Source organism: Flavihumibacter solisilvae (assembly GCF_000814475.1).
GTDB lineage: Bacteria > Bacteroidota > Bacteroidia > Chitinophagales > Chitinophagaceae > Flavihumibacter > Flavihumibacter solisilvae.
The window spans coordinates 74414-98447 of the sequence record NZ_JSVC01000021.1 but is presented as its reverse complement, the minus strand read 5'-3'; the positions used below and the strand labels follow the sequence as shown (position 1 = coordinate 98447).

Sequence of the window (24034 nt, the reverse complement as noted above, 5' to 3'; positions counted from 1 at the left end):
TGTCAGATCAATCCCTGATCTGCGAAGCTGAAAAAGGCGTCCTGTCCAATAATAATATGGTCAAGCAGCTTTATGTCGAGCAGCCTGGCTCCATCCCTGATTTTTATTGTCAACTCTTCATCTGCTTTGCTTGGGCGTGTGCTTCCTGAGGGATGATTATGGCTGAGAATCAGGGACACAGCTTCGTGTTCCAATGCCTTTTTCAGAATAATTCTTGGATCGGCAATTGTAGCGGTTATTCCCCCTGTGCTGATGATCTCAGTATGCCGGATCCGGTTGGCGCGGTTTAGAAACAACACCACAAATACTTCCTGGCGCAGGTCCTGCAGCATTTGCTGAAGGTACCTGGCCACGTCTGAGGAATGCTTAACAATGGGAAATTCAACTGCCGTCGAGGCCTGTCGTCTCCTTCCAAGTTCCAATGCAGCAGCGAGAATGACGGCTTTTGCCTTACCAACGCCCTTAACTTTCATAAACTCATAGGCCGACAGCTTACCCAGTTCCATCAGGTTGTTCCGACCCAGCAGGAGCAGTTCCCGGGCCAGGTCCAGCGCCGATCTGTGGCGGCTGCCATTATTCAATAAAATGGCGATCAGCTCGGCATTACTTACCGACATAGGGTTTTTACTAAGTAGTTTTTCGCGGGGCCTATCGTCTTTTGCCCAGTCCTTAATTGAGTGGTTATGCTCTTGCATGAGGTAAGATTATATAATATTTTTATTCTGTAAAACAGGGTTTTAACCCGATTATCCAATTTTCAAGATCCTTTAGAAAAGCTAAAATCACTATCTATGAATGCCCGTACTTTTAACACACTCGGAGGGTTTCAGTCCATGCTCTTCTGCATTGGCATCTACGTAATTGCCCTCTTTTTTTCCATTTTCATCTGCTCAGCGATTTTCAAAGCCGTAAACAGCCGTGGCGGCATCTCAACCGTAAAGGTGACGCAGCCGGTATCTGGCAGCAAGGTGTTGGTCGCAGCAAGATGAAATTGGTCTGAACCAATCTAATTGCAGGACTCAGCAGGCAGGTAACACAACCCGCTTTCTGACTCCTGCTTTTTTATTTCAATCCGGTGATTCAGAGTGATTCCGGCTTTGAGCTTTTCTTTTATCTTCGCGGCACGAATTCTAACTTTCTATGCAATCGACTGCGAAAATCTTTTCAGGAACAGGATCCCAGTATCTCGCCGAAAGAATTGCCAGGTCTTATGGCATCCCTTTAGGAAGGATTAATATCCAGAAATTCAGTGACGGGGAAATTCAACCGGTTTTCCAGGAAAGTATTCGCGGAGACGTTGTCTTCCTCATTCAAAGCACCTTTTCTCCTTCAGATAACCTGATGGAGCTGCTGCTGATGATCGATGCCGCCAGGCGGGCCTCAGCTTACAAAGTGATTGCAGTGATCCCATATTATGGCTATGCCCGGCAGGACAGAAAGGATAAACCCCGCGTTGCGATCGGTTCTAAATTGATTGCCAATATGTTAACGGCTGCGGGAGCGGACCGGGTAATCACGATGGACCTGCACGCACCCCAGATCCAGGGGTATTTCGATATACCCGTAGATCACCTGGACAGTTCTGTCATTTTTATTCCATATATCGAGCAACTGAAGCTTGAAAACCTTACCTTTGCGGCCCCTGACGTAGGCAGTGCCAACAGGATCAGGGAAATTGCCAGTTATTTCAATGCCGAAATGGTAATCTGTGACAAACACAGGAAAAGGGCAAACGAAATAGCCAGCATGGTGGTAATCGGTGATGTGACAGACAGGGAAGTAATTCTTATAGATGATATTTGCGATACCGGTGGAACCCTCGCCAAAAGTGCGGGACTGCTCCTGGAAAAAGGGGCCAGAAGCGTCAGGGCAATGTGTACACACCCGGTATTGAGTGGTAAGGCTTATGACAATATCCAGAACAGCGTTCTGGAGGAGTTGGTTGTTTGTGACACCATACCATTAAGGCAGGAGATCAGCAAAATTAAAGTATTATCCGTGGCCGATCTGTTTGCAGTAGCCCTGAGGAATGCATTTGAACAGCGTAGTATTACCAGCCTGTTCATTCATTCTCAACGAAGAGATAAGTAAGAATTTTATTAATACAATCAACAATGAAGACAATTACAATCGAAGGACAACTCAGGACCGAAACCGGCAAAAAAGCCACCCGCCAGCTTCGCTCTGAGGAAAAAGTGCCAGGTGTAATTTACGGGGGTGCGCAGGAAGTTAACTTTGTTGCTCCTGCACGGGCTTTCAAATCGCTTGTTTACACACCGGAATTTATCCTTGCAGAAGTTAAGGTAGACGGAAAATCTTACCGCTGCATTCTGAAGGACCTGCAATTTGACAAAGTATCTGATGAGCTGATCCACGTGGACCTGCTTGAGCTGGTTGAAGACAAAAAAGTCATCGCCTCTCTGCCGCTGCACCTGACTGGTTCACCTATCGGGGTTAAAGAAGGTGGTAAACTGATCACCAAGATCAAATCGCTGAAAGTTAAGACGCTTCCTAAATACCTGAGGGAAAGCATAGAAATGGATATTTCCACGCTCGGTCTGAACGAAAACGTACGTGTTGAAGATGTAAAGGCAGATAACATGGAGATCCTGAACTCTCCCCGTATTCCCATTGCGTCAATCGTTATGACTCGTCAGCTGAAGCAGGAAGAAGCAGCCGCTGAAAAAGGCAAGAAGTAATTCAGGGTAGATAACTACCTTAAGGCTAATAGTTTAAAAAGGGTGTTCCGTATCGGACACCCTTTTTTTATTTGCCTGCGAATAATACCGATTTACCGCTTATACTTTGAAAATTTTGACTTTTTACTTTTGACTTTCTATTATCTTTCCGTAGGAATTATTAAGTGACTGGAATGAGCAAATTTCTGATCGTCGGATTGGGGAACATCGGTAGTGAATATGCCCAGACCCGGCATAATATCGGGTTTGATATTGTAGACACGCTGGTAAAGAAATATGAAGGCAGTTTCCGGGCAGACCGGCTTGCAGACGTTGCGGAGATCAAAATCAAGGGCAGGCAACTGGTCTGTATTAAACCGACCACCTACATGAACCTGAGCGGGAAAGCGGTTAAGTACTGGCGTGACAAGGAAAATATTCCCCTGGAGAACTTGCTGGTAGTGGTAGATGATCTGGCTTTACCTCTGGAGCGTCTGCGGATCCGGGGCGGTGGAAGCGATGGTGGACACAACGGCCTTCGTAGCATTCAGGAACTTTTAGGAACAACCGAATACCCCAAATTGAGGTTTGGTATCGGTAACAACTATCCGAAAGGCCGGCAGGCGGATTTTGTACTTAACAAATGGACCTCGGAAGAATGGCCCCTGGTAGTGCAAAAAATGGAAAAAAGTGTTGAGCTGGCTGAGCAATTTGTACTCACGGGACTGGCAAGAACTATGAACCTCTACAATAATATGGTCTTCAAGTTATGATTATTGTATATGAATAGTTATTTTCGCAAACCCTGGAGACTTACTCTTCTTATTCAATACAACCTATGTGAATCCTGGGCCGGAGAGGTCCAATTGTAATCTATGATTGTTCAATCATTAAACCCTTAGTGAATATGAAAATATTCTGCATAGGCCGTAACTATGTTGCACACGCCAAGGAATTGGGAAACGAAGTTCCTTTCGAACCGGTCGTGTTCATGAAACCAAAAAGCGCATTGCTGCAATCGCATACACCCTTCTATTACCCGGAATTCACAAACGAACTACATTATGAATGCGAACTGGTATTAAGGATTTGCAAAAACGGCAAATATATCCAGGACCGCTACGCAAGTAAATATTATGATGCTGTAACTGTCGGTATCGATTTTACAGCCCGTGATATCCAGGCCGAGCTCAAGGAAAAGGGGCTACCCTGGGAGAAAGCAAAATCATGGGACAATTCAGCTGTTATTGGCAAATGGGTTAACCTTGAAGAGGTCAAGAATAAGAAAGACATCAACTTTAGCCTGCAGAAAAACAAGGAGCAGGTCCAGATCGGAAACTCAGGATCGATGATCTTCAACTTTGACAAAATAGTTGCACATATTTCCAATTATTTCAGTGTAAACATTGGGGATCTCGTATTTACCGGTACACCCGATGGAGTTGGAGAATGCGTTGTCGGAGATGAACTGGAAGGGTTCATGGACGATAAATCCATGTTTAACATTGAAATAAAATAAACCGGAGTCGTAAAACTAACAGGTGTTCGTTTATATTTGCTTCCGATTGCACCTGTTATGATTGCCAAAGAAACTCTATTGCAGGCTTACCGCCATATGTGCCTTGTAAACAATATGGCGGTGACCTACGAACAGCATCGGTCTATCTGTAAATACGTTCACTCCACTTCCCGCGGCCATGAAGCCATTCAACTGGCCACAGCATATCACCTGCAACCTGCAGACTATGTAAGTCCATATTACCGTGATGAAAGTCTTTTACTAGGACTTGGTTTTTCTCCATACGAACTAATGCTTCAGCTGCTGGCTAAGGCCAACGACCCTTTCACGGGCGGGAGGGAATATTACTCACATCCGAACTATTCAGGCCCGGACAAGCCAACCATTATCCACCAGAGCAGTGCAACCGGCATGCAGGTGATCCCAACTACCGGCATCGCGCAAGGCCTGCAGTTCCGGGAGAAATATCTGCCGTCAACCTTACGGAAGAACGGGGATGGTTCATTACCGGTAGTTGTTTGTTCACTCGGAGATGCCAGCATAACCGAAGGAGAAGTGAGTGAGGCACTCCAGTTCGCAGTGTTGAAACAGTTGCCGATCATTTACCTGATACAGGACAATCGTTGGGGCATCAGCGTCTGTGCAGAAGAATCCAGGGCAATGGACGCTTATGAATATGCAGGCGGATTTTACGGTATGGAAAGGTCACGGATCAATGGAAGTGATTTTGTTGAAAGCTTCCATGCAATGGGAAAGATCGTACAATCAGTAAGGCATAACCGAAGGCCGCACCTGGTACAGGCAAATGTCCCTTTGCTGGGTCATCACACAAGCGGGGTAAGAAAGGAGTTTTACCGAAGTGATGCCGACCTTGATGCACATGCGACACGTGATCCCCGGATACTTTTAAGAAATTACCTGCTGGAGCATGGTGCGGGGGAAGAGTTAATTCTTGACCTGGAGCATGATGCAGCGAATACAATTTCAGAAGCCTTCCAGTTGGCTATTGCTGCGCCTGAGCCCGATCCTGCAAAAGTGGGCGAGTATATTTTTGTTCCGACCCCGGTAATTACAGAATCAGGAATCCGGGAACCGCAGGGGCGTGACAGGATCATGATGGTAGATGCCGCCCTTTTCGCCATCCGTGAAATTATGGCACAATATCCCGAAGCGATACTTTATGGACAGGACGTCGGGAAAAGGTTAGGTGGTGTGTTCCGGGAAGCCGCGACACTTGCTGACCAGTTCGGCGATCACCGCGTTTTCAATACTGCCATACAGGAAGCTTATATTATAGGATCAACTGTTGGAATGAGTGCCACAGGGCTGAAGCCGATTGTTGAAGTGCAGTTTGGGGATTATATCTATCCTGGCTTTAATCAACTGGTAACGGAAATTTCAAAATCCTGTTACCTGACCTGCGGAAAATTTCCGGTCCAGGCACTCATCAGAGTCCCTGTTGGTGCATACGGCGGAGGTGGTCCCTATCATAGTGGATGCATTGAAACAACATTGTTGTCTATAAAGGGCATCAAAGTTGTATATCCGTCAAACGCTGCGGATATGAAAGGTTTAATGAAAGCGGCATTTCTCGATCCTAATCCGGTCGTAATGTTGGAACATAAAGGGCTTTACTGGAGTAAGGTACCGGGAACGGAGTCTGCCCGCACAGTGGAACCCGATGAAAATTATATCCTGCCTCTCGGGAAAGCAGCCATTGTTTTACCTGCGTTCCAGCTTCGCGTTGAAGAAGGAGACAGTTGTTGCGTCATTACTTATGGCATGGGTGTTTATTGGGCGAAAGCTGCGGCAACTGCGTTGCCCGGACAGGTTGAAGTAGTTGACCTGCGATGCCTGTATCCGCTTGATGAAGACCTTGTTTTCGAAACTGTAAAAAAGCATGGTAAGTGCCTGGTGCTAACTGAAGAACAGCAAAACAACTCTTTCGCAGAAGCACTGGCCGCACGCATTTCACAAAAATGTTTTCGTTGGCTTGATGCTCCTGTTGAAGTTATGGGAGCTCTGAATCTTCCTGCTGTTCCGATGAATACCATCCTGGAATCAGCTATGCTGCCAAATGCAGAAAAAGTTCGTGACCGTCTCATGACAATGCTGGAAAATTAGAAGTCCGTGCATCTCCCTTATCTTGTCTGACCCGCTCATATATATTGTGTTTATGTTTTCATGATTTATCATCAATTTCATGAGTGAATGATGTATTAGTATTCTATCTGTTGTCTTTACCCTTCAACCAAAACGATGAAAAATAGAATGCTTAAGGGAGCGCATCTTACCGAGCGCAAGTGTCGCGAGATAGTTTATCTTTTCTGTGAGGACCTCACGGCCACCCAGATATCACATATTACCGGGGTCAGCAGGATTACGATCAATGCGTATCTGAAAATGATCCGGAGAAAGATCGCCAGCAGTTGCGAGAAGGAACATCCATTTTTCCCACATCGGAACGATAACAGCAACATACCTTCTTCAGTTTTTTTTGCATTCAGTAAATGGAATAATCACATCTATACTTCTGCGCTTGAAAGTATGAACAGGGACCAGATTTCCGATTTGAATAAAATGGATCCTGAACAGATGAAAGAGAAGAGCAGTCTCATGCAGGCAGTCGTTGATATCAGCAACTGGAAAATTTACCGCCTCGACCAATCCGCGAATGGCAACGGCCGTGCAGTAATGGATGAAATCTCAGGATTCTGGGGGCTGACCAAAAACCGTTTGTTGAAATTCAGGGGACTGAACAGGAACACGATTTACCTCCACATCAAAGAATGTGAATTCAGATATAACTACCGGAATGAAGACATGAACAGCCTGATCCTCCAGTTGATTAACCTCCGTCCTGCAGACTAACCGTACAACCATTCATGTTTTAAAAATAACCATTCGTCACAGTACCATATCTTACCACAAGATAACCGGAATATGCTATAAGCCGTGAAATGCTTATCAGCAGGGCATTTCAGCGTGTTGATAAGTATTGTTTGATAAGTTATCAAGTAATTAATCGCCTGTTAACATTTTTTCAGTTCCAACCTTTCTTCTTCTTTCCATTCATATAAGATTCAATCCGCTGGGAAATAATTCCTGATAAATTTTTATGAAGGCGAATTTGAAACGGTGAAGTTCAAGTTTTCATGACCGGAGAACATGCTTTGTAATTCCACCTTCATGCTCCTGCCTATTAAGATAATTTTAATTGGACAAAACTAACTTTTCTATGAAGAAAATGCTATGCTTATGCTTGCTGATGGTATTCGCATTGGCGAATACGTTAGCACAAGACCGCGTCCTCACAGGACGCGTTACTGACTCCAAGACAGGCGCTCCCATTCCAGGTGTTACTGTTTCTGTAAAGGGTGGAACGAAGGCAACACAGACAAGTCAAACGGGCGAGTTTTCCCTATCCGGTGTTGCTGAAGGAACCACACTGGTTTTTTCATTTATCAGTTACAAGACTTACGAGGCCAAAGTTCCTCCCAGTGACAAGATGATTGTTATCCTGGAAGAGGAGGCGAGCCAGATGAATGAAGTAGTTGTTACTGCAAATGCAATCAAGAGAGAAGCGCGAAGTCTCGGTTACGCCACTTCCACTATTAAGAATGACGAACTCACAAGGGGAAAGGACAGGAGTGTACTTAATTCCCTGCAGGGTAAAGTAGCTGGTGTTCAGATCACCGGAAGTTCAGGTGGTGTGGGAAGTTCAACACGGATTGTTTTCAGGGGCGGCACATCGCTCACAGGTAACAACCAGGCATTGATGGTGGTGGATGGTATTCCTATCGACAATTCGCAGATCGATGCCGGCGATAACCTTAACAACCAGGTTGATGCGGGTAACCGGGGCAACGATATAAATCCTGACGATATTGAATCAGTTACCGTGCTTAAAGGGCCGGCGGCTGCTGCACTTTATGGCAGCCGTGCTTCAAACGGTGCACTGGTAATTACCACGAAATCAGGAAAACTCAGGGGAGGAAAGAAAACTGAGATCACTGTATCAAGTGCATACAACTTTGATGAGATTCTACGCCTTCCGGATTTTCAGAACTCATATGGGCAAGGCGGAAAGAAAGAGCCGGATTCAAGAGAAAATTTCAGTTGGGGACCTGCCTTCGATGGCCTGGTAAAGCCGTGGGGACAACAAGTCGGTGATTCGATGCGCGTTAAACCTTACGTCGGGCTGGAGGATAACGTAAAAGAATTTTTTGACATCGGAAGAACGTGGACGAACAGCGTTTCGTTTTCCCAGAACAACGATAAGTCTGCCTATTTCGTTTCATTTAATAACGTTGATCAGAAAGGGATCATGCCCGGAACAGAATATCAACGCACATCTGTACGGCTGAGTGCCAATACTGAATTCTCCAATAATTTCTATAGCAGTGCCAGTGTCAATTATATTAAGGCAACGGGTGATCTTTCTATACAGGGACAAAGCGGTTCACCATACGACCAGGTGCTGCAAACTCCGCGCGACATCTCCCTGCTCGAATTAAAAGACTACAAGAATAAATTCAATGACCTGTATGGATATTATGGAGCCTACACAATTAATCCCTGGTACCTGCTTGGCGAGGATGCGTATAAAACTAATGTCGACAGGTTAATTGCAAACGTGCAGGTTGGTTACAGGGCTGCAAAATGGCTGGACATCAACTACAGGATCGGAACAGATTTTTCTGCAGACAAGAGGAGGCAGATCCAATCCAAGAGAATTATAACGGATCCCAACAACCAGAACTATGACAACAGGTTCCAGGGAAAATATGAAGAGACCACAATCAACATCCGTGAACTGACATCAGACCTGATGGCAACATTCAAGAAAAAGTTAAGTGAAGATCTGAACCTTTCCGTGCTTGTGGGACATAATGTTCGCCAACGCGATTTCAACTCCCAGATCAGTACAGCAAATGGCTTGATTGTTCCTAATGTATACACTTTAGCCAACTCGTTGAACAGGCCAACCGCAATAAACCAGATAATCAACAGGAGACTTTGGGGTATTTATACAGATATCAATTTTGCTTACAAGAATTACCTGTTCTTCGGCATAACAGCACGTAACGACTGGTCATCAACTTTACCCAAGGATAACAACAGTTTCTTCTATCCCAGTGCCAACGTTTCTCTCGTATTCAGTGAACTATTCCAGTTGCCGGAATTCTTTACATATGGCAAGCTGAGGGCAAGTATAGCACAGGTGGGTAATGATGCACCACCATATTCGTTGCAATCGGTGTTTGTGCCGGCGATTGTAACCACCGATCCGAACAATTCGTTAATAACTGACGGCTACCAGAATTCATTGATCAACTTTCCGCTGAATGGCGTTCCGGGATATACCCAGGGTGATATAATCGGCAATCCTGAGCTGAAACCGGAAATCACCACATCATTTGAGATCGGCGCAGATCTTGGATTTTTCAAAGACAGGCTTGGAATTGAATTTACTTACTATTCCAATGAAAGCCGTGACCAGATTGTAACGGTTCCTATTGCGGCATCGTCCGGTTATACCAACCAGACATTAAATGCTGGTTCTATTACCAATAAAGGAGTGGAAGTGCTGCTTCGTGGTCAACCCGTGAGAGGCAGAAACTTTACCTGGGAAATAACCGGAACATTTACACACAATCAAAACAAGGTGAAGGAACTCTTCTCAGGAATCGAGCAGATCAGCCTGGGTGGTTTCGTCGGCGCGACACTTGTTGCCAAAGTGGGTGAGCCATACGGATCGTTTTTTGGTGCAGGCTTTCAGAAAGATCCCCAGGGAAGAGTGGTGGTTGATGCCGCTACAGGGTATCCGCTTACTGATCCAATCGCGAGAATTCATGGCAATATTCAGCCCGATTACCTGGCAAGCCTTACTAATACATTTACGTATAAAGGCATCAGTCTTTCCTTCCTGCTTGATGCAAAAAAAGGTGGTGTGTTTTATTCGAGGACTATGTCCTTACAGGAGTTTGTCGGAACCGATCCACGAACACTATATAACAACCGTGAACCTTTCGTTGTGCCAAACAGTGTAATCGAAACATCCGATGGCAAGTTTGAGCCTAATACTACTCCGACACTCGACGCGCAGGATTACTGGACAAACTATTCCTCAAATAATTCAATCGGTCAGCTGATCGATGCCAGCTTCCTCAAATTAAGAGAAGTAAGTGTGAGTTACAGGATTCCGAAACAGTGGATCCAGAACTGGCCTATGAGTGCCATTATTGTTGGTGTAAGCGGAAGGAACCTGTTGCTGTGGACTCCATCTGAAAACACCTACGCTGATCCCGAAACAAGTTCGTTTGGTTCTGGTAACGTGCAGGGGTTTGAATATGGAACAGTACCATCGATCCGCAGTTACGGAGCGAATCTGAAAGTGATATTCTAATTCAAAAAATGATTGTATGAAATACAGCTATAAAATCATTGCAGCGCTGCTAGTAGCTGGAACGGTCCTGTCATTTCCCGGATGTTCCAAACACTACCTCGATGTAAACGATGATCCCAATAATCCTACCACGGCATCCGTTGATGTGATTCTGCCAACGGCATTGGGATACAGCGCATATAACCTTGGGAACCCCTTCCAGATCATAGGCGGTTTATGGTCACAGTTCTGGACGCAGGGGCCAACAGCAAGCCAATACAAGGCCTATGATCAGTATTCAATAAACAGTACAGACTTTGACAACCAATGGCAGGGTATGTATTCCGGTCCCATACAGGACTTTCGCTACCTGGTTGATGAAGGAACAAGGACAGGTAGTAACAACTATGTTGCTATAGGTAAAATAATGCAGGCATATATGTTCCAGGTGATGACAGACCTGCATGGAGATATTCCATTCAGTGAAGCTCTTAGTGCACCGGTGAATATTACGCCGAAATTTGATTCACAGCAGGAGATCTATGATGGCCTGATCAGGCTGGTGGACGAAGGACTTGCATTGATCGATGAGGAAAGCATTAATCATCCAGGTGAAGATGATTTCTTTTTCCATGGAGACATGTTTCTCTGGAGGAAGTTTGCCAATACACTTAAGCTCAGGATCTACCTGCGGCAGGCTTATGTACGCCCTGATGTTGCCCAGGCCGGGATAAGTGCGATGTACGCTGCAGGGGAAGAGTTCCTGGATTTTGAGGAGGATGCGTTTGTTCCGTTCAACACGGAACAATTCAATCAGAATCCCCTCTATGCGACTTATGAAGCACTGACTCCTGCAAACCTCATTGCAAGCAACACCAGTCTCGAATATCTGATTTCTATAAATGATCCGAGAGTTGATGTGTTTTTTGCACGGGCAACATTTGCACCGAACGCAGGAAACCATGCGGGCATTGACCAGGGTAATGGTGCCAATCTTACGGGCAACCAGGATGATGACAGTTATTCCAAGCCTGGTCCGGCGGTCGGTGGTCCCCCGACTCCGGATGATGATGATGGAGGTGCTGATGCACCCGTCATTTTTCTGAGCGCAGCTGAAAGTTTCTTTTTACAGGCAGAGGCAGTAGCCCGCGGCTGGGGTAATGGCAATGCCCAGGAATTATATGAAAACGGCGTCCTTTCTTCCTTCCTTTTCCTGGGATTAGATGAAACAGATGATTTTGCTCCATATATCGCCAGGCCACAGGTTCAGTTTCCAGCTGGAGGTTCGGCTGAACAGCAGATCAGGAGTATAATAACCCAAAAATGGGTCAGCTTCACGGGATCGCAGAATGTGGAGGCCTGGAGTGAATGGCGTCGCACCGGATATCCTGATTTCTTTGTGATTTCTAAAACCAGCAGCATCGGGAATTCCTTCCCGGTAAGGCTGTTATATGGCGACTCTGAAGTCAGCCGGAATCCAAACACTCCTCCGCAAAAAAGGGTAACCGATAAAGTTTGGTGGGATGTGAATACCACCGGTCAGAATTAAACCTTAAAACTGAATTGTATGCTATTCCATAAAATCAGGCTGAGCATTGTTGCAATGTCCGCGGTAGTTCTTATTACATCCTGCGAGAAAGACGACACTGAAAGCGTTTCGCGTGAAGTGAAAGTCAGTTACCCTGAAATAATCCTCAATGGGGATGAAGTTGTGATACTGCCGGTGGGGGCTTCCTATACCGATGCCGGAGCGATAGTTAAAGACGATATAACCGGCCAGGAGTCACCCCTCGAGGCGGTATCTGACAATGTAAATACAGCTGAACCAGGACTATACCTGGTAATCTTCACCGCTGCAAATGCAAATGGATTTGAAACAACTGTGGCGCGTAAAGTTGCTGTCACAGATGTGACCGGAACAACAGACAGGTCAGGAACATATGTGCGCCCGCAGACGGGGGTTGAAATGATCATGGAGCAATTAGGGGAAGGCGTTTATAAGATAACTAACCCGGGCGGGGCTGGCGTAGGGGTTAACACCATCGTTTATATGGTTGAAACAGAACTTGGAGTTTATACGGCTCCGGACCAGCCTACGGTGGAAGGAACGACCTCTCTTGATGAGATCTCATTTGCGGAAGGTGCTGCCTTTTGGCGTGTAAACAACGCGGGATATGGAACCCAGGTAAGGGAGTTTTATAAATGACCTCGATTTGCCGGCTCCGGCTGCAGCCCGGCATCTTCTCACGCAGCCGAAGTATAGATTTTCTCATGTGTGTAAGCAGGTAGTTTCCACTACCTGCTTTTCAATTATTTATATATCAACATGAACTGTTTATCCCGGTAATTATCCACTTGTGTATATTATGTTTTTGCTGCGCCAATTTGATCTGATATTTATCTCCGAACGCCTTCGTAATCTAGTAACCAATAACCTGTCCGGATGAAAAATAGAATGCTTAAAGGCGCACATCTTTCAGAAAGAAAGTGCCGGGAAATAGTGAACCTGTTTTGTGAGGACCTGACCGCTACCCAGATCGCAGCGATCACCGGGGTCAGCAGGGTAACCATCAACGCATACCTGAAAATGATCAGGACGAGGCTGGCAATGTATTGTGATGAAGCCTTTCCGCTTCAGCATTTGCCAGAAAATCATATTTCCCTGTTCCACAGCACAAACGGTCTTCCAAGGACACTATTTTTCGGGTTTACACGTTGGAATGGCCTGGTATATTCCACAGGACTCATGGAAATGTCAAAGGAAAACCTGATTAGCTGGCAAAAACAGCATTCCGGCGAAATTAAACATCAAATGAGCGCTATTCAGGCCGTGGCAGATTTCACAAACTGGAGGCTTTACCGGCGAGACATTATCTCCAGCGCCAATGGAAAACTTTCTTCTGATGATATTTCCGGGTTTTGGGGGCTTACCAGGAGCCGGCTCATGAAATTCAGGGGCCTGAACAGGAATACTTTATACCTGCATATCAAGGAATGTGAATTTCGGTACAATTATCGCAATGAAAATATGCAGCTTAAGCTGATGCAAATGATTCAGAAACAACCGTTGCACGAAATGCAACTACAGGCATAACGATTTTTTTTTCTCATGTGTGTAAAGCGGATAGTGTCTACTATCTGCTTTTTTTGTATTTACGTACCCGAAAATCAAAGCCAATGTCAAAAGTCATCCTGGTTACCGGCGCTTCCGGGGGATTGGGTAAATCAATTGCAGAACAGCTTACAGAAGATGGACATATAGTTTACGGTGCTGCCCGTTCACAGGCATCTTCGCAGGTCTCTTATCACCAGGTGGTTATGGACGTTACCAGCGAATCGGATATTCGTAAAGCAGTGGAAACTATTGTCCGCGAGCACGGCAGGATCGACGTATTGGTCAACAACGCCGGGCTGGGGATTGCCGGACCGCTTGAAGTTCTCGCCAGGGCCGATACAGAAGCGGTAATAAACACAAATATATTGGGAGTGCTTTTGACCTGCCAGGCCGTTCTTCCCCACATGCGCAGGCAAAAAGCTGGAGTGATCATCAACATTAGTTCCATAGGTTCTGAAATGGGATTGCCCTATAGAAGCGTATACAGCGCCAGCAAAGCTGCGGTAGACAGACTGACAGAATCCCTCCGGATGGAAATGAAGCCATTTGGCATAAGGGCGTGTATTGTACAACCCGGTGACATCAACACCAATATCAACCGGAACCGGTTAACAAGTGAATTGGCAGACAGCGAAGCGTATGGCAAGAGCTTTGCCCGTACAAACAGATTAATGAATGATGGAGTACGTAAAGGAATGGACCCGGTAAAAGCTGCACGACTTATATCTTCAATAATTTCTTCCAACCGGGTTAAGAAATTATACCGGATGGGCACTTTTTCCGAGCGGTTATCGGTAGTCCTGAAAAAGATTCTGCCTGCGCCGATGTTCGAGAAACTGATCAGTAACCACTACCAGGTGTAATACCCCTTGCGCGCAAAATGAAGCTCTCCCCAAACCGGTTTTTTACACTGTCAATTGCCTGGTATAAACGGATCATTTCCTGGGTGTCATCAAAGAGATTAATCTGGTAGTTGCCGGGAATCAGGTGGGTGAAGCGGATGCCAACCAGGCGCACCAGCATGCGTCGATCGTAAAGTTGCTGGAAAAGTGATTTTGCCACAGTAAGGATAATATGGTCAGCACCGGAATAGGGAATTGTTTGCTGTTTCGTAACCGTGTCAAAGTTGGCATAGCGGAGTTTTACGGTAATGCAACCTGTCAGCTTGTTCTGGCTTCTCAGTTCAAAGGCGATCCGCTCCGTCATTCGCGTTAATTGGGCGTTCAGGAACTGCAGGTCGATCGTATCCGTATGGAATGTCTGTTCAGTTGAAATGGATTTTTGCTCCCGATAAGGTTCAACCGGCGAATCGTCTATCCCATTTGCCCTCTTCCATAGTTCAAGACCATTGCGGCCAAGGAGGTTGTGCAGCATTTTTACCGGGATCTCACTTAGAGTCCTGACGGTTTCAACACCCATCCTGATAAGGAGCTCACCCGTTTCTTTCCCGATGCCGGGAATCTTTCCAACCGGTAATGGGGCGAGGAAGCTTTTCTCTGTACCAAATGGGATTTCCAACTGACCGTTGGGCTTTACTTCGTTGGTTGCAACTTTGCTCACCAGTTTGTTGCTCGCAAGCGCATAGGAGATGGGTAACCCGGTTTCGCGGTTAATCGTTTTTTTAAGTTCTGCCGTGAACAGGCTGCAACCGAAAAACCGATCCATTCCACTCAGGTCAACATAAAATTCATCGATCGATGATTTTTCGAATACCGGCACTTTATCCGCAATGATGTCTGTTACCATGCGCGAATATTTGCTGTAATCTTCCATGTCGCCGCTGATGACAATTGCCTGTGGACAAAGTCGCCTCGCAAGTTTCATTGGCATGGCACTATGAAGGCCGAATTTCCTCGCTTCATAACTGCAGGCCGCTATTACTCCGCGGTCGCCTGATCCTCCCACGATCAACGGTTTACCTTTTAATACCGGGTTTTTCAGGCATTCCACAGAAACAAAAAATGAATCCATGTCAAGGTGTGCGATATGTCTGTCGGCATCAATGAACATGTGACTTATAAGTACTTTTTTTAAGTCCTTTTTTTTCCATGCTATGCACTTCCAGGTTATAAACTCCGAACTCTTCGATGACGCGGCCGGAAAGCCTGTAAAAACCGTTTCCACGCAATGGAAACCTCGCGAGGCTGTCGGGGAAATGCACAGTATCAATCCAGTTCAATGTGGAGTCGATGAAGGTTCCGAAACACATTGTTTCACCCTTGACCGTCCTGACCGGCTTGGAAGTAATCAGGTAACCCAGCATCTCGATATTACATCCTTTGTGATCAGACATTGTACTTGCTGTTACATAATTTGAGGGATCATCATCCACAAGCGGAAACGGGTTGTGCAGAGGGAAATCCATCAACTCCATCTGGTCATATAAATCTTCCAACGGGTACACAGGTAGTTCAGGTAATTGAAATGAAACGGGTGGTTCAGGAAACATTGGGTTTGCCAGATATACTTTGTGATCGATGTGAGAGTGGAGGAAATTTGCTTCCCATAACAGGCTCTTTTTTGTTTTTCCAGTAAACCTTAATGCCCCGATGCGTATCAGGATATTCAAAAACTCCTTGCCTGTTTCCGTTCGCTCGATCAGGTCCTGGAGGTGCAGGTATGGTCCATTTTTTTTCCGTTCTTCAATAAGAGCCAATGCAAATGACTCTTCAAGCGATTTGATATGAATGAAACCAGTATACACATCGTTCCCCCTGATATTCGTAAGCCATTCACTGTTATTGACACAAGGCGGATAAATAGTTGCACCGGTTTTTTGAAGTTCATAGAAATACAGTTCCCTGCTGTAAAATCCGCCGAAGTTATTGATTACTGCAACCATGAACTCCTTCGGATAATATGTTTTTAAATAAAGGCTTTGATAACTTTCTACAGCGAAACTCGCCGAGTGTGCTTTTGAAAAACTGTAACCGCCAAAACTTTCAATCTGTCGCCATACTTCTTTGGAGATGTTTTCATCATAGCCCTTTTCGCTGCAGTTGACGAAAAACTTTTCCCTGATCCGCATCATTTCTTTGTTGCCCCGGTATTTGCCACTCATCGCCCGGCGGAGAATATCTGCTTCGCCCATATCAAGTCCCGCAAAAAAATGCGCCACTTTGATCACATCTTCCTGGTAAACCATAACTCCATACGTCTCTTCAAGTAAATCCTTCATGATGGGATGAATATATTCAAATGAACCGGGGGCATGGTATCGCTGGATATAAGCTTTCATCATTCCACTGCTCGATACGCCTGGCCGGATAATGGAACTTGCAGCTACCAGTGTAAGGTAATCGTCGCACTCGAGTTTTTTGAGCAGCTGGCGCATGGCCGGACTTTCAATATAAAAACACCCGATAGTATCCACCCGCCGGATCTGGTTTCTTACTTTTTTATCGTTCTTGAATGCTTCGATATCATGGATGTTTACTGTGATGTTTTGGTTTTCGCTTACCAGGCGTAGTGATTCCTTGATGTGTCCGAGTCCGCGTTGACTAAGGATATCGAGCTTGTATAATCCGACACTTTCGGCAACAAACATATCAACCTGCGTTGTAGGGAAACCTTTGGGTGGCATATGTACCGCAGTGTAACGAAAGATTGGCGCTTCACTGATGAGCATGCCTCCCGGATGGATACTCAAATGGTTTGGGAAATTAACCAGCAATTCCCCGTATTGAAAAATCAGCCGTTGTATCTTATCCTGGGCTTTTTCCTCGTCAAAGCGGATATTCCTGGAGTAATAACCTTTTACGGCAAGTGTGTCTATTTCAGATTTAGGCAATCCAAATACTTTTCCGAGTTCACGGATAAGCGCGTTGTACTGGAATGTTGTGACCATCCCCAGTAACGCCACTTGTTTCCTGCCATATCTTTTGAAAATATAGTCGATTACATCGTCGCGGTCGAGCCAGGAAAAGTCAATGTCGAAGTCCGGCGGTGATGAACGGTGCGGATTGAGAAAACGTTCGAAATACAGGTCAAGCTCAATGGGATCTACATCAGTGATCTGCAGGCAATAAGCGACAATGGAATTGGCACCACTTCCCCGCCCGACATAATAGTATCCACGACTTTGCGCATAACGGATAATGTCCCAGGTGATCAGGAAATAGGCATTAAAACCCATTTCATCAATAATGGCAAGCTCTTTTTTTACTCTTTCCATTGCAACCTTATTCTTCCTGCCATATCTCGTAAGGCAACCGTCGTTCGCAAGCTTGGCCAAAAGGATTTTATCGTCGGCCTGGGTTGCACTGAAAGTCTTTTTATTCTTGTCGGTGTGCAGTTCAATTTCCAGCGCACAGAAATCCATGAGCCTGTAAGTGTTGGTGATTATTGCCGGATAATGTGCGAAGGATTCGATTATCGAAGAAGGCGAGATAAACATTTCATGTTCACCGGCTTCCTTTTCTTTGGGCAACATTGACAACAACATATTGTTATCGATGGCCCGCAGCAAACGATGTGCATTGAAATGTCTTTTGTCCTGGAAGGTTACCGGGTGACGTACCACCAGTTTGTTCATGAATGATGCAAGGGGGAAGTTGAACAGCTTGGTAACTTCAGCCGGTTGAACGCCGAGATATTCATTCTGCTTCAGCTCCGCCGGTGACCTTGTTCCAAATGGATAAATGACAAAACCATCTGCCGGATCACGAAAGAAATGAGTTTCATCTGAATGCTCCGGAAACAACCCGTCCCGTTGCAGGTGATCAGATAGAAATTCGTTGATCCATTCAAAGCCCTGCAGGTTTGAGGCGATCAGGAGGTAACAGGTTTTGTCAGCATTACGGATCTCAGTCCCAAGTATTGGCTTGATTTTATAGTGAATGCAGTGCCTGTAGAAATCCCATGCATCAGTTGTGCAATTAATGTTGGTAAGGGCCAGGCAGCTCACGCCATGGTCAGCGGCGGCCTTAACCAGTTCTTCCGTGGCATAGGTACCATAGCGAAGACTAAAGTATGTTTTACAGTTCAGGTACATCAGGGCAAAAGTAGGGAAATGCTAAAATAATTAGCATTATTGTTCGGCGAATTCATGGCATATTCCACCGAAAATTCTACATTTCGAGCTGTCTGATTCTTGGGTAATATTGTGTTGGCACCAGCAACTGCTTTAATTTCCAGGCAAGATTGACCTTCCTGAGGAAGCGATAAAAAGGGAGCAGGATTTTCAGGAGAGAATTTCGATTGAAGTGCATCAGCCGTGCAACCTGATGCGGAACAACGAGCATTTGCGATTCAAGCAGGATCCTGTATCTCAGGCTCCCCAGGTGTTTGCGGTATTGTTTAAACAGGTCTTTGGTAAGTCTGCCATTTTGAAGGTGTTCGGCCTGGTGTTGTTCATACACGGGTAGCCATTCGGTGTAATTTTCCGGTAATGCAGGAATCAACATGTGTTCACCAACATCCCTGAAAGTTTCATATACATCCTGTTTTTCATTTGGAGTGAGTTTTCTCTCCAGTGCTTCGTAAGCGGAAATGGAGTAGTGGATAAGCATGAACAGGACGTCCCGGTATGCCCAGTCAGGAATTTTTTCGCCTCGCGCCGACTCGACGGCTGAATGGATGGACCGGATCCTGGCGATTGCTGCCAGTGCCTGTTCCCTTTCGGCGAAAATGATCTGTCTCGCGTATTCTACTGTCGTAAATAACCTGCCGATCGGATCAGCAGGTAGTTTTCCGGTGAAGTACAACCAATCCACCGCTTTGTTCAAGGCAAATTCTGCAGCGGAACCTGCAAAAATTAGCATGATGGTATCTGCTTTCGACCAGATCTTACGGATAATATGGTCTTCACGTACGAAGAATTCCATAGTTAAATTTCGGAAAATGATAGGCTTGGTTGACTTAGTGACACAAGTTTAACGTTTTATAAAAGCGCTTTGAGAAACAAAGTAAAATTAAAATAATTTACAAACAAAACAATAGGTTGGTTAGATTGCCGGTTATTTCCGTGCCACTTTAATTCTTTTTCATGAGACTAATTATCAAAAACATGGTTTGTCCGCGATGCGTTATGGTTGTCGAGCAGCTATTGGAAAAGAATTCAATTCCGGCCGTTTCTGTCAGGCTTGGTGAAGTGGAACTAACGTCTGAACCTACCCGAAAGCAACTGGAACAATTGTCGTCAGATCTTTCTTCCATGGGATTTGAACTTCTGGATGACCAGAAGAAGCAGTTGATAGAACGAATCAAGCAGCTCATCATCAAAAAAGTACAGCAGGGTGACATGGAAGATCATTTCAGTGTAAGCAAGTACCTGGGTAAACATATACATCGGGATTATTCGTCAATAAGCAAATTGTTCTCTGAAGTGGAAGGAGTTACAATTGAACAGTTTCTCATTCTACAGAAGATTGAAAAGGCGAAGGAGTGGCTTGCCTATGATGAAATGACCCTGGCTGAAATTGCTTTTGAACTGGGATACAGCAGTCCACAGCACCTTTCTAACCAGTTTAAAAAGTTAACCGGGATGACGGCTTCCGAGTTTAAGAAACTAGGTGTCGTGCATCGGAAACCGTTGGACAATGTGAGCGGCGATACCAATTAAGTATAAGTCTTTTCAGGAATTGTGTAACAGTCGGTTCTCTTACTGTGGCGAGATTTGCAGTGTTAATAACGTAAGAGATGAAAACGGCACCAATAGAAATAATAGAAACAGACAATACAGTTGCAAGGCGTGATTTCCCCCTGACCGGCCTGAGTTGTGCATCCTGCGCAATCAATACTGAAAAGGTGCTGAATGCACAACCGGGAGTAATGAAAGCTTCCGTAAATTTTGCAACCTCTTCAGCTTCCGTTGAATACCTGCCCTCGCTGATTCAGCCGGGTGCACTAAAAGCCGCAGTACAATCTGCCGGATATGACATGTTGGTCGAAGACGCCGGGGATGTTCGTAAGCAGGTGGAAGATGAACAACTGAATCATTTCCGTTCCCTGAAACGGCGTACGATATGGTCGCTGGTTTTGTCAGTCCCCATCATGACCATCAGTATGTTTTTTATGGATATGCCATATGCAAACTACCTGATGCTGTTATTGACATTGCCTGTTATGACAATAACCGGAAGGCAATTTTTTATCAATGCCTGGAAACAGGCGCGTCATCTTACTGCCAGTATGGATACGCTGGTTGCAATGAGTACTGGTATTGCATTTCTTTTCAGCGTTTTCAATACTGTCTTTCCGCATTTCTGGCATACACGGGGATTGCACGCCCATGTATATTTTGAAGCAGCAGCAACGGTAATCGCTTTCATATTACTTGGCCGGCTTCTTGAGGCCCGCGCTAAAGCCTCCACATCTTCGGCGATTAAACAACTGATGGGGCTTCAGCCAAAAACGGTCTCACTGGTACAGCCTGATGGACAGCTGAATGATATCCCCGTGAGTAGTGTTAAAGTTGGTGATATTCTTCAGGTAAAAGCGGGGGAGAAAATTCCGGTGGACGGCGCGCTGGTTTCAGGAACGTCATTTGTGAACGAAAGCATGATCACAGGGGAACCAATACCTGTCGAAAAAGTACAGGGAGATGCGGTTTTTGCTGGCACTGTCAATCAGCAGGGTAGCTTCCGCTTTGTTGCCCGCAAAGTGGGAAGTGAGACACTCCTCGCCGGCATTATCCGGATGGTACAGCAGGCCCAGGGCTCTAAAGCACCGGTGCAAAAACTGGTGGACAAAATTGCCGGTGTATTTGTGCCTGTTGTAATAGGAGTAGCCGTCCTGTCGCTGCTCATATGGCTGTTATTCGGTTCTGAAAATGCAATTACCCAGGGATTCCTGGCTTTGGTAACGGTGTTGGTTATTGCCTGTCCATGTGCGCTTGGACTTGCCACTCCAACCGCCATTATGGTTGGGATAGGTAAAGGCGCGCAAAATGGAATCCTGATCAAGGATGCGGAAGCGCTTGAACTTGCATATAAAGTAAACGCAATTGTGCTTGACAAAACAGGAACCCTGACAGAGGGTGTTCCTAAGGTTAATGGTGTTTCCTGGCATCGCGATACGGCCGAATACCGGAATATTTTATTCAGCATGGAAAAATCCTCAGGACACCCACTTGCAGACGCAGTGAGTAATTACCTGGAAGGAAATGCATCCTGGGTGGATATAGAAAAACTGGAAACCTTGCCGGGAGCCGGTATCAGTGGCAGGTATAATAACAGGCAATACTTTGCCGGAACAGAGAAGTTGTTATACGACAATAAAATCGTTGTTGCACCGGGTTTAAGGGCGTGGGCGCTTGAAAAACAAGCTCAGGCAATGACAGTAGTTTTTTTTGCTGACGAACAGAATGCTATTGCAGCTATCTCAATTAGTGACCGCATCCGGGAAAATTCAGCCGAAGCAGTAAAAGAGATGCAGAAGTTAGGACTTGAAGTGTATATGTACACAGGTGACAATATGCATACGGCTGCCGAGGTAGCAAAACAAGTAAACATTAAGTCGTTCAGGGCAGGAGCATTACCGGAAGAAAAGGCCGGTTTTGTACGGCAGTTGCAGGAACAGGGAAAAGTAGTTGCAATGGTAGGTGACGGCATCAATGACAGTCATGCACTGGCGCAGGCCGATGTAAGTATTGCTATGGGCAAGGGCAGTGATATAGCTATGGATGTAGCCCATATAACTCTTTTACAGGGCGACCTGTTGCGGATCCCCGCGGCGATAAAGTTATCCCGTAATACGGTCCGCACTATACGGCAGAATCTTTTCTGGGCATTTATTTATAACCTGGTTGGTATTCCGGTTGCAGCAGGATTATTATATCCAATCAATGGATATCTCCTTAACCCTATGGCGGCAGGTGCTGCCATGGTATTGAGCAGTATAAGTGTGGTGATGAACAGCTTACGATTAAAATGGTTGAAAATCTAACAATTAATATATGAAGAAATATCAGTTTAAAACGAACATCAATTGCAGTGGTTGTGTAGCAAATGTAACAGCGGTACTCGATGGTGAGAAGCGCATCAAATCATGGAGCGTGAATACATCCGATCCGTCGAAAATCCTCACTGTAGAAACAGAGGGGATAGGTGAAGCAGAAGTGCGTTCCATTCTGTCAAAGGCCGGTTATCGTGCGGAAAAAATAAATGACTAAAAGGAAATTATGAACCTATTTATTAAGTGTGTTCTGACTCTTTCCACATCCCTTTTGTTTTATGCATGTAACAATGGAAGTGGATCCGCAATCAACGACCAGAAAGGAAATATGTCAGTGAAATCTAAAGAGATGATGCAAATAAATTTTGAACCCGGTCCGGTTCATGCGGGGAGGGAAGTCGTTCTCGGGATGAGCCCGGTAGCGCCGGATTCCGGTACTTTTGACCTGGAAGTACAGCATGAAAAAAAGATACACCTGATTCTCGTAAGTGATGATCTCTCCTGGTTCAGTCATATTCATCCAGAGCCTGATGGCCACGGAAACTATACAGTGAAGACTATTTTCCCATTTGGGGGACGGTTTCATGCATTCGCTGATTTTAAGCCGGTCGGGGGGAAGGCTGTTGTTGAAAAAACTGAACTTAATGTTGAGGGCAAAACTGAAACACCAGCAATTTTCAACGTTCCAAAACTTACCGGTAGTTCAGGAAGTTATTCACTGGAACTTAAACCGGCAGGTGCTGCATTAAGAGCCGAAAGTGATAATCACCTGGTGGGAATTTTAAAAAAGGATGGAGTGGTCGTTGATGTGAATACCTTAAGTAATTACCTGGGTGCTAAAGCACATGTTGTGGTTGTCGGGCAGCAGGAGATAACTTTTATTCATGCGCATCCGCATGTAATGGGGAAGGAATTGGGAATGCATATAGCCTTTGACAAACCTGGCATTTTCAGGGCATGGGTGCAATTCAATGCCGATGATACATTACATACTATTGATCTGACTTTACAGGTTGTTGAAGGTGAGGCCCACGTTGCAGAAGCAGGGAATCCTCATGAGATGCACCACTAATTTTTTTTTCGTTTTCTTTAGGCGGTTTGGCAACGATTTTCTATTTTTGCGACCCGTTTGGCGAGGTAGCTCAGCTGGTTAGAGCATCGGATTCATAACCCGAAGGTCGGCGGTTCAAGTCCGCTCCTCGCTACTGAATAAATCCCGGAAGTTAATCTCCGGGTTTTTTTATTTCATGCTTTGCACAGCTCAGTGATTTCACGGAGGATGAAGACGGGTAGGCCCTTTGCACCCCCTTTGCACCCCCTTTCGAGGCCCTTTACAGTCGCTCTTAGCCTGACCACAACAACTGAACGGAAATCAATCACCAAAAAAAATAAGCCTTCCATAGAGATGGAAGGCCTCAACGATTGCTTGCCATATAAGC

General features: G+C 45.5%; 20 protein-coding genes and 1 tRNA gene. 17 read left to right on the top strand and 4 right to left on the bottom strand.

The genetic code is table 11. The features are described from left to right. Positions 1-2: 2 nt before the first annotated feature. Entirely contained in the window at positions 3-695 is a 693-nt protein-coding gene (gene radC, locus OI18_RS18340; RefSeq protein WP_039142475.1) for a RadC family protein, read from the bottom strand. A gap of 96 nt (positions 696-791) precedes the next feature. Between radC and OI18_RS18335 the strand changes: the two genes are divergently transcribed. From OI18_RS18335 to OI18_RS18280, 12 genes are all read left to right on the top strand, one after another. After that, positions 792-989, top strand: a complete 198-nt coding sequence (locus tag OI18_RS18335; protein ID WP_039142473.1) for a hypothetical protein — start codon at positions 792-794, stop codon at positions 987-989. Positions 990-1140: 151 nt separating this feature from the next. Then, positions 1141-2091 (top strand): ribose-phosphate pyrophosphokinase, encoded by a 951-nt coding sequence (locus OI18_RS18330; protein ID WP_039142472.1) that lies wholly within the window; start codon positions 1141-1143, stop codon positions 2089-2091. A 23-nt stretch (positions 2092-2114) separates the two neighbouring features. Then, positions 2115-2699, top strand: coding sequence for a 50S ribosomal protein L25 (locus tag OI18_RS18325; RefSeq protein ID WP_039142470.1), 585 nt, complete (start codon positions 2115-2117; stop codon positions 2697-2699). A gap of 173 nt (positions 2700-2872) precedes the next feature. After that, positions 2873-3451 carry an aminoacyl-tRNA hydrolase gene (pth, locus tag OI18_RS18320; RefSeq protein WP_039142469.1) on the top strand — a complete coding sequence of 193 codons (579 nt, stop codon included), beginning with the start codon at positions 2873-2875 and terminating at the stop codon, positions 3449-3451. A 134-nt stretch (positions 3452-3585) separates the two neighbouring features. Beyond that, positions 3586-4197: a fumarylacetoacetate hydrolase family protein gene (locus tag OI18_RS18315; protein ID WP_039142468.1), complete on the top strand. Its 612-nt coding sequence runs from the start codon at positions 3586-3588 to the stop codon at positions 4195-4197. Positions 4198-4254: 57 nt separating this feature from the next. After that, the gene (locus tag OI18_RS18310; protein WP_039142467.1) at positions 4255-6321 is read left to right on the top strand and encodes an alpha-ketoacid dehydrogenase subunit alpha/beta; all 2067 of its coding nucleotides are present in this window, start codon (positions 4255-4257) and stop codon (positions 6319-6321) included. A gap of 135 nt (positions 6322-6456) precedes the next feature. After that, positions 6457-7068 carry a hypothetical protein gene (locus tag OI18_RS18305; protein ID WP_152616878.1) on the top strand — a complete coding sequence of 204 codons (612 nt, stop codon included), beginning with the start codon at positions 6457-6459 and terminating at the stop codon, positions 7066-7068. Positions 7069-7435: 367 nt separating this feature from the next. Further along, positions 7436-10606, top strand: coding sequence for a SusC/RagA family TonB-linked outer membrane protein (locus OI18_RS18300; protein ID WP_072039046.1), 3171 nt, complete (start codon positions 7436-7438; stop codon positions 10604-10606). 16 nt (positions 10607-10622) lie between these two features. After that, positions 10623-12134: a SusD/RagB family nutrient-binding outer membrane lipoprotein gene (locus tag OI18_RS18295; RefSeq protein ID WP_039142461.1), complete on the top strand. Its 1512-nt coding sequence runs from the start codon at positions 10623-10625 to the stop codon at positions 12132-12134. Positions 12135-12152: 18 nt separating this feature from the next. Then, positions 12153-12791 carry an immunoglobulin-like domain-containing protein gene (locus OI18_RS23940; RefSeq protein WP_052273371.1) on the top strand — a complete coding sequence of 213 codons (639 nt, stop codon included), beginning with the start codon at positions 12153-12155 and terminating at the stop codon, positions 12789-12791. Between the two features lie 237 nt (positions 12792-13028). Next, positions 13029-13679 carry a hypothetical protein gene (locus tag OI18_RS18285; RefSeq protein WP_152616877.1) on the top strand — a complete coding sequence of 217 codons (651 nt, stop codon included), beginning with the start codon at positions 13029-13031 and terminating at the stop codon, positions 13677-13679. 83 nt (positions 13680-13762) lie between these two features. Then, positions 13763-14563, top strand: coding sequence for an SDR family oxidoreductase (locus OI18_RS18280; protein WP_039142458.1), 801 nt, complete (start codon positions 13763-13765; stop codon positions 14561-14563). Here the strand turns inward: OI18_RS18280 and dinB are convergent. The 3 genes from dinB to OI18_RS18265 all read right to left on the bottom strand — a co-directional run bounded on the left by dinB (position 14541) and on the right by OI18_RS18265 (position 19525). Continuing rightward, entirely contained in the window at positions 14541-15710 is a 1170-nt protein-coding gene (gene dinB / locus OI18_RS18275) for a DNA polymerase IV (protein ID WP_039142457.1), read from the bottom strand. The two genes, OI18_RS18280 and dinB, sit on opposite strands and share 23 nt — an antisense overlap. Further along, a complete protein-coding gene (locus OI18_RS18270; protein ID WP_039142455.1) occupies positions 15700-18693 on the bottom strand; it encodes a DNA polymerase III subunit alpha in 2994 nt (997 codons plus the stop codon). Before OI18_RS18270 ends, dinB begins: the two co-directional genes overlap by 11 nt. Positions 18694-18769: 76 nt before the next feature. Continuing rightward, positions 18770-19525 carry an oxygenase MpaB family protein gene (locus OI18_RS18265; protein WP_039142454.1) on the bottom strand — a complete coding sequence of 252 codons (756 nt, stop codon included), beginning with the start codon at positions 19523-19525 and terminating at the stop codon, positions 18770-18772. A gap of 161 nt (positions 19526-19686) precedes the next feature. Between OI18_RS18265 and OI18_RS18260 the strand changes: the two genes are divergently transcribed. From OI18_RS18260 to OI18_RS18240, 5 genes are all read left to right on the top strand, one after another. Next, positions 19687-20262 carry a helix-turn-helix domain-containing protein gene (locus tag OI18_RS18260; protein ID WP_039142453.1) on the top strand — a complete coding sequence of 192 codons (576 nt, stop codon included), beginning with the start codon at positions 19687-19689 and terminating at the stop codon, positions 20260-20262. A gap of 77 nt (positions 20263-20339) precedes the next feature. Further along, positions 20340-22586, top strand: a complete 2247-nt coding sequence (locus OI18_RS18255) for a heavy metal translocating P-type ATPase (RefSeq protein ID WP_052273370.1) — start codon at positions 20340-20342, stop codon at positions 22584-22586. Between the two features lie 10 nt (positions 22587-22596). Continuing rightward, complete coding sequence (locus tag OI18_RS18250) at positions 22597-22812, top strand: heavy-metal-associated domain-containing protein (RefSeq protein ID WP_039142452.1); 216 nt, start codon at positions 22597-22599, stop codon at positions 22810-22812. Between the two features lie 9 nt (positions 22813-22821). Then, the gene (locus OI18_RS18245; protein WP_152616876.1) at positions 22822-23667 is read left to right on the top strand and encodes a hypothetical protein; all 846 of its coding nucleotides are present in this window, start codon (positions 22822-22824) and stop codon (positions 23665-23667) included. A 59-nt stretch (positions 23668-23726) separates the two neighbouring features. Beyond that, a tRNA-Met gene (locus OI18_RS18240) sits at positions 23727-23800 on the top strand. The last annotated feature ends 234 nt before the right edge of the window (positions 23801-24034 follow it).

What these genes read in the sequence shown, in the direction of transcription:
- radC (WP_039142475.1), bottom strand. Translation starts at nt 695, where the DNA reads ATGCAAGAGCATAACCACTCAATTAAGGACTGGGCAAAAGACGATAGG.
- OI18_RS18335 (WP_039142473.1), top strand. Translation starts at nt 792, where the DNA reads ATGAATGCCCGTACTTTTAACACACTCGGAGGGTTTCAGTCCATGCTC.
- OI18_RS18330 (WP_039142472.1), top strand. Translation starts at nt 1,141, where the DNA reads ATGCAATCGACTGCGAAAATCTTTTCAGGAACAGGATCCCAGTATCTC.
- OI18_RS18325 (WP_039142470.1), top strand. Translation starts at nt 2,115, where the DNA reads ATGAAGACAATTACAATCGAAGGACAACTCAGGACCGAAACCGGCAAA.
- pth (WP_039142469.1), top strand. Translation starts at nt 2,873, where the DNA reads ATGAGCAAATTTCTGATCGTCGGATTGGGGAACATCGGTAGTGAATAT.
- OI18_RS18315 (WP_039142468.1), top strand. Translation starts at nt 3,586, where the DNA reads ATGAAAATATTCTGCATAGGCCGTAACTATGTTGCACACGCCAAGGAA.
- OI18_RS18310 (WP_039142467.1), top strand. Translation starts at nt 4,255, where the DNA reads ATGATTGCCAAAGAAACTCTATTGCAGGCTTACCGCCATATGTGCCTT.
- OI18_RS18305 (WP_152616878.1), top strand. Translation starts at nt 6,457, where the DNA reads ATGAAAAATAGAATGCTTAAGGGAGCGCATCTTACCGAGCGCAAGTGT.
- OI18_RS18300 (WP_072039046.1), top strand. Translation starts at nt 7,436, where the DNA reads ATGAAGAAAATGCTATGCTTATGCTTGCTGATGGTATTCGCATTGGCG.
- OI18_RS18295 (WP_039142461.1), top strand. Translation starts at nt 10,623, where the DNA reads ATGAAATACAGCTATAAAATCATTGCAGCGCTGCTAGTAGCTGGAACG.
- OI18_RS23940 (WP_052273371.1), top strand. Translation starts at nt 12,153, where the DNA reads ATGCTATTCCATAAAATCAGGCTGAGCATTGTTGCAATGTCCGCGGTA.
- OI18_RS18285 (WP_152616877.1), top strand. Translation starts at nt 13,029, where the DNA reads ATGAAAAATAGAATGCTTAAAGGCGCACATCTTTCAGAAAGAAAGTGC.
- OI18_RS18280 (WP_039142458.1), top strand. Translation starts at nt 13,763, where the DNA reads ATGTCAAAAGTCATCCTGGTTACCGGCGCTTCCGGGGGATTGGGTAAA.
- dinB (WP_039142457.1), bottom strand. Translation starts at nt 15,710, where the DNA reads ATGTTCATTGATGCCGACAGACATATCGCACACCTTGACATGGATTCA.
- OI18_RS18270 (WP_039142455.1), bottom strand. Translation starts at nt 18,693, where the DNA reads ATGTACCTGAACTGTAAAACATACTTTAGTCTTCGCTATGGTACCTAT.
- OI18_RS18265 (WP_039142454.1), bottom strand. Translation starts at nt 19,525, where the DNA reads ATGGAATTCTTCGTACGTGAAGACCATATTATCCGTAAGATCTGGTCG.
- OI18_RS18260 (WP_039142453.1), top strand. Translation starts at nt 19,687, where the DNA reads ATGAGACTAATTATCAAAAACATGGTTTGTCCGCGATGCGTTATGGTT.
- OI18_RS18255 (WP_052273370.1), top strand. Translation starts at nt 20,340, where the DNA reads ATGAAAACGGCACCAATAGAAATAATAGAAACAGACAATACAGTTGCA.
- OI18_RS18250 (WP_039142452.1), top strand. Translation starts at nt 22,597, where the DNA reads ATGAAGAAATATCAGTTTAAAACGAACATCAATTGCAGTGGTTGTGTA.
- OI18_RS18245 (WP_152616876.1), top strand. Translation starts at nt 22,822, where the DNA reads ATGAACCTATTTATTAAGTGTGTTCTGACTCTTTCCACATCCCTTTTG.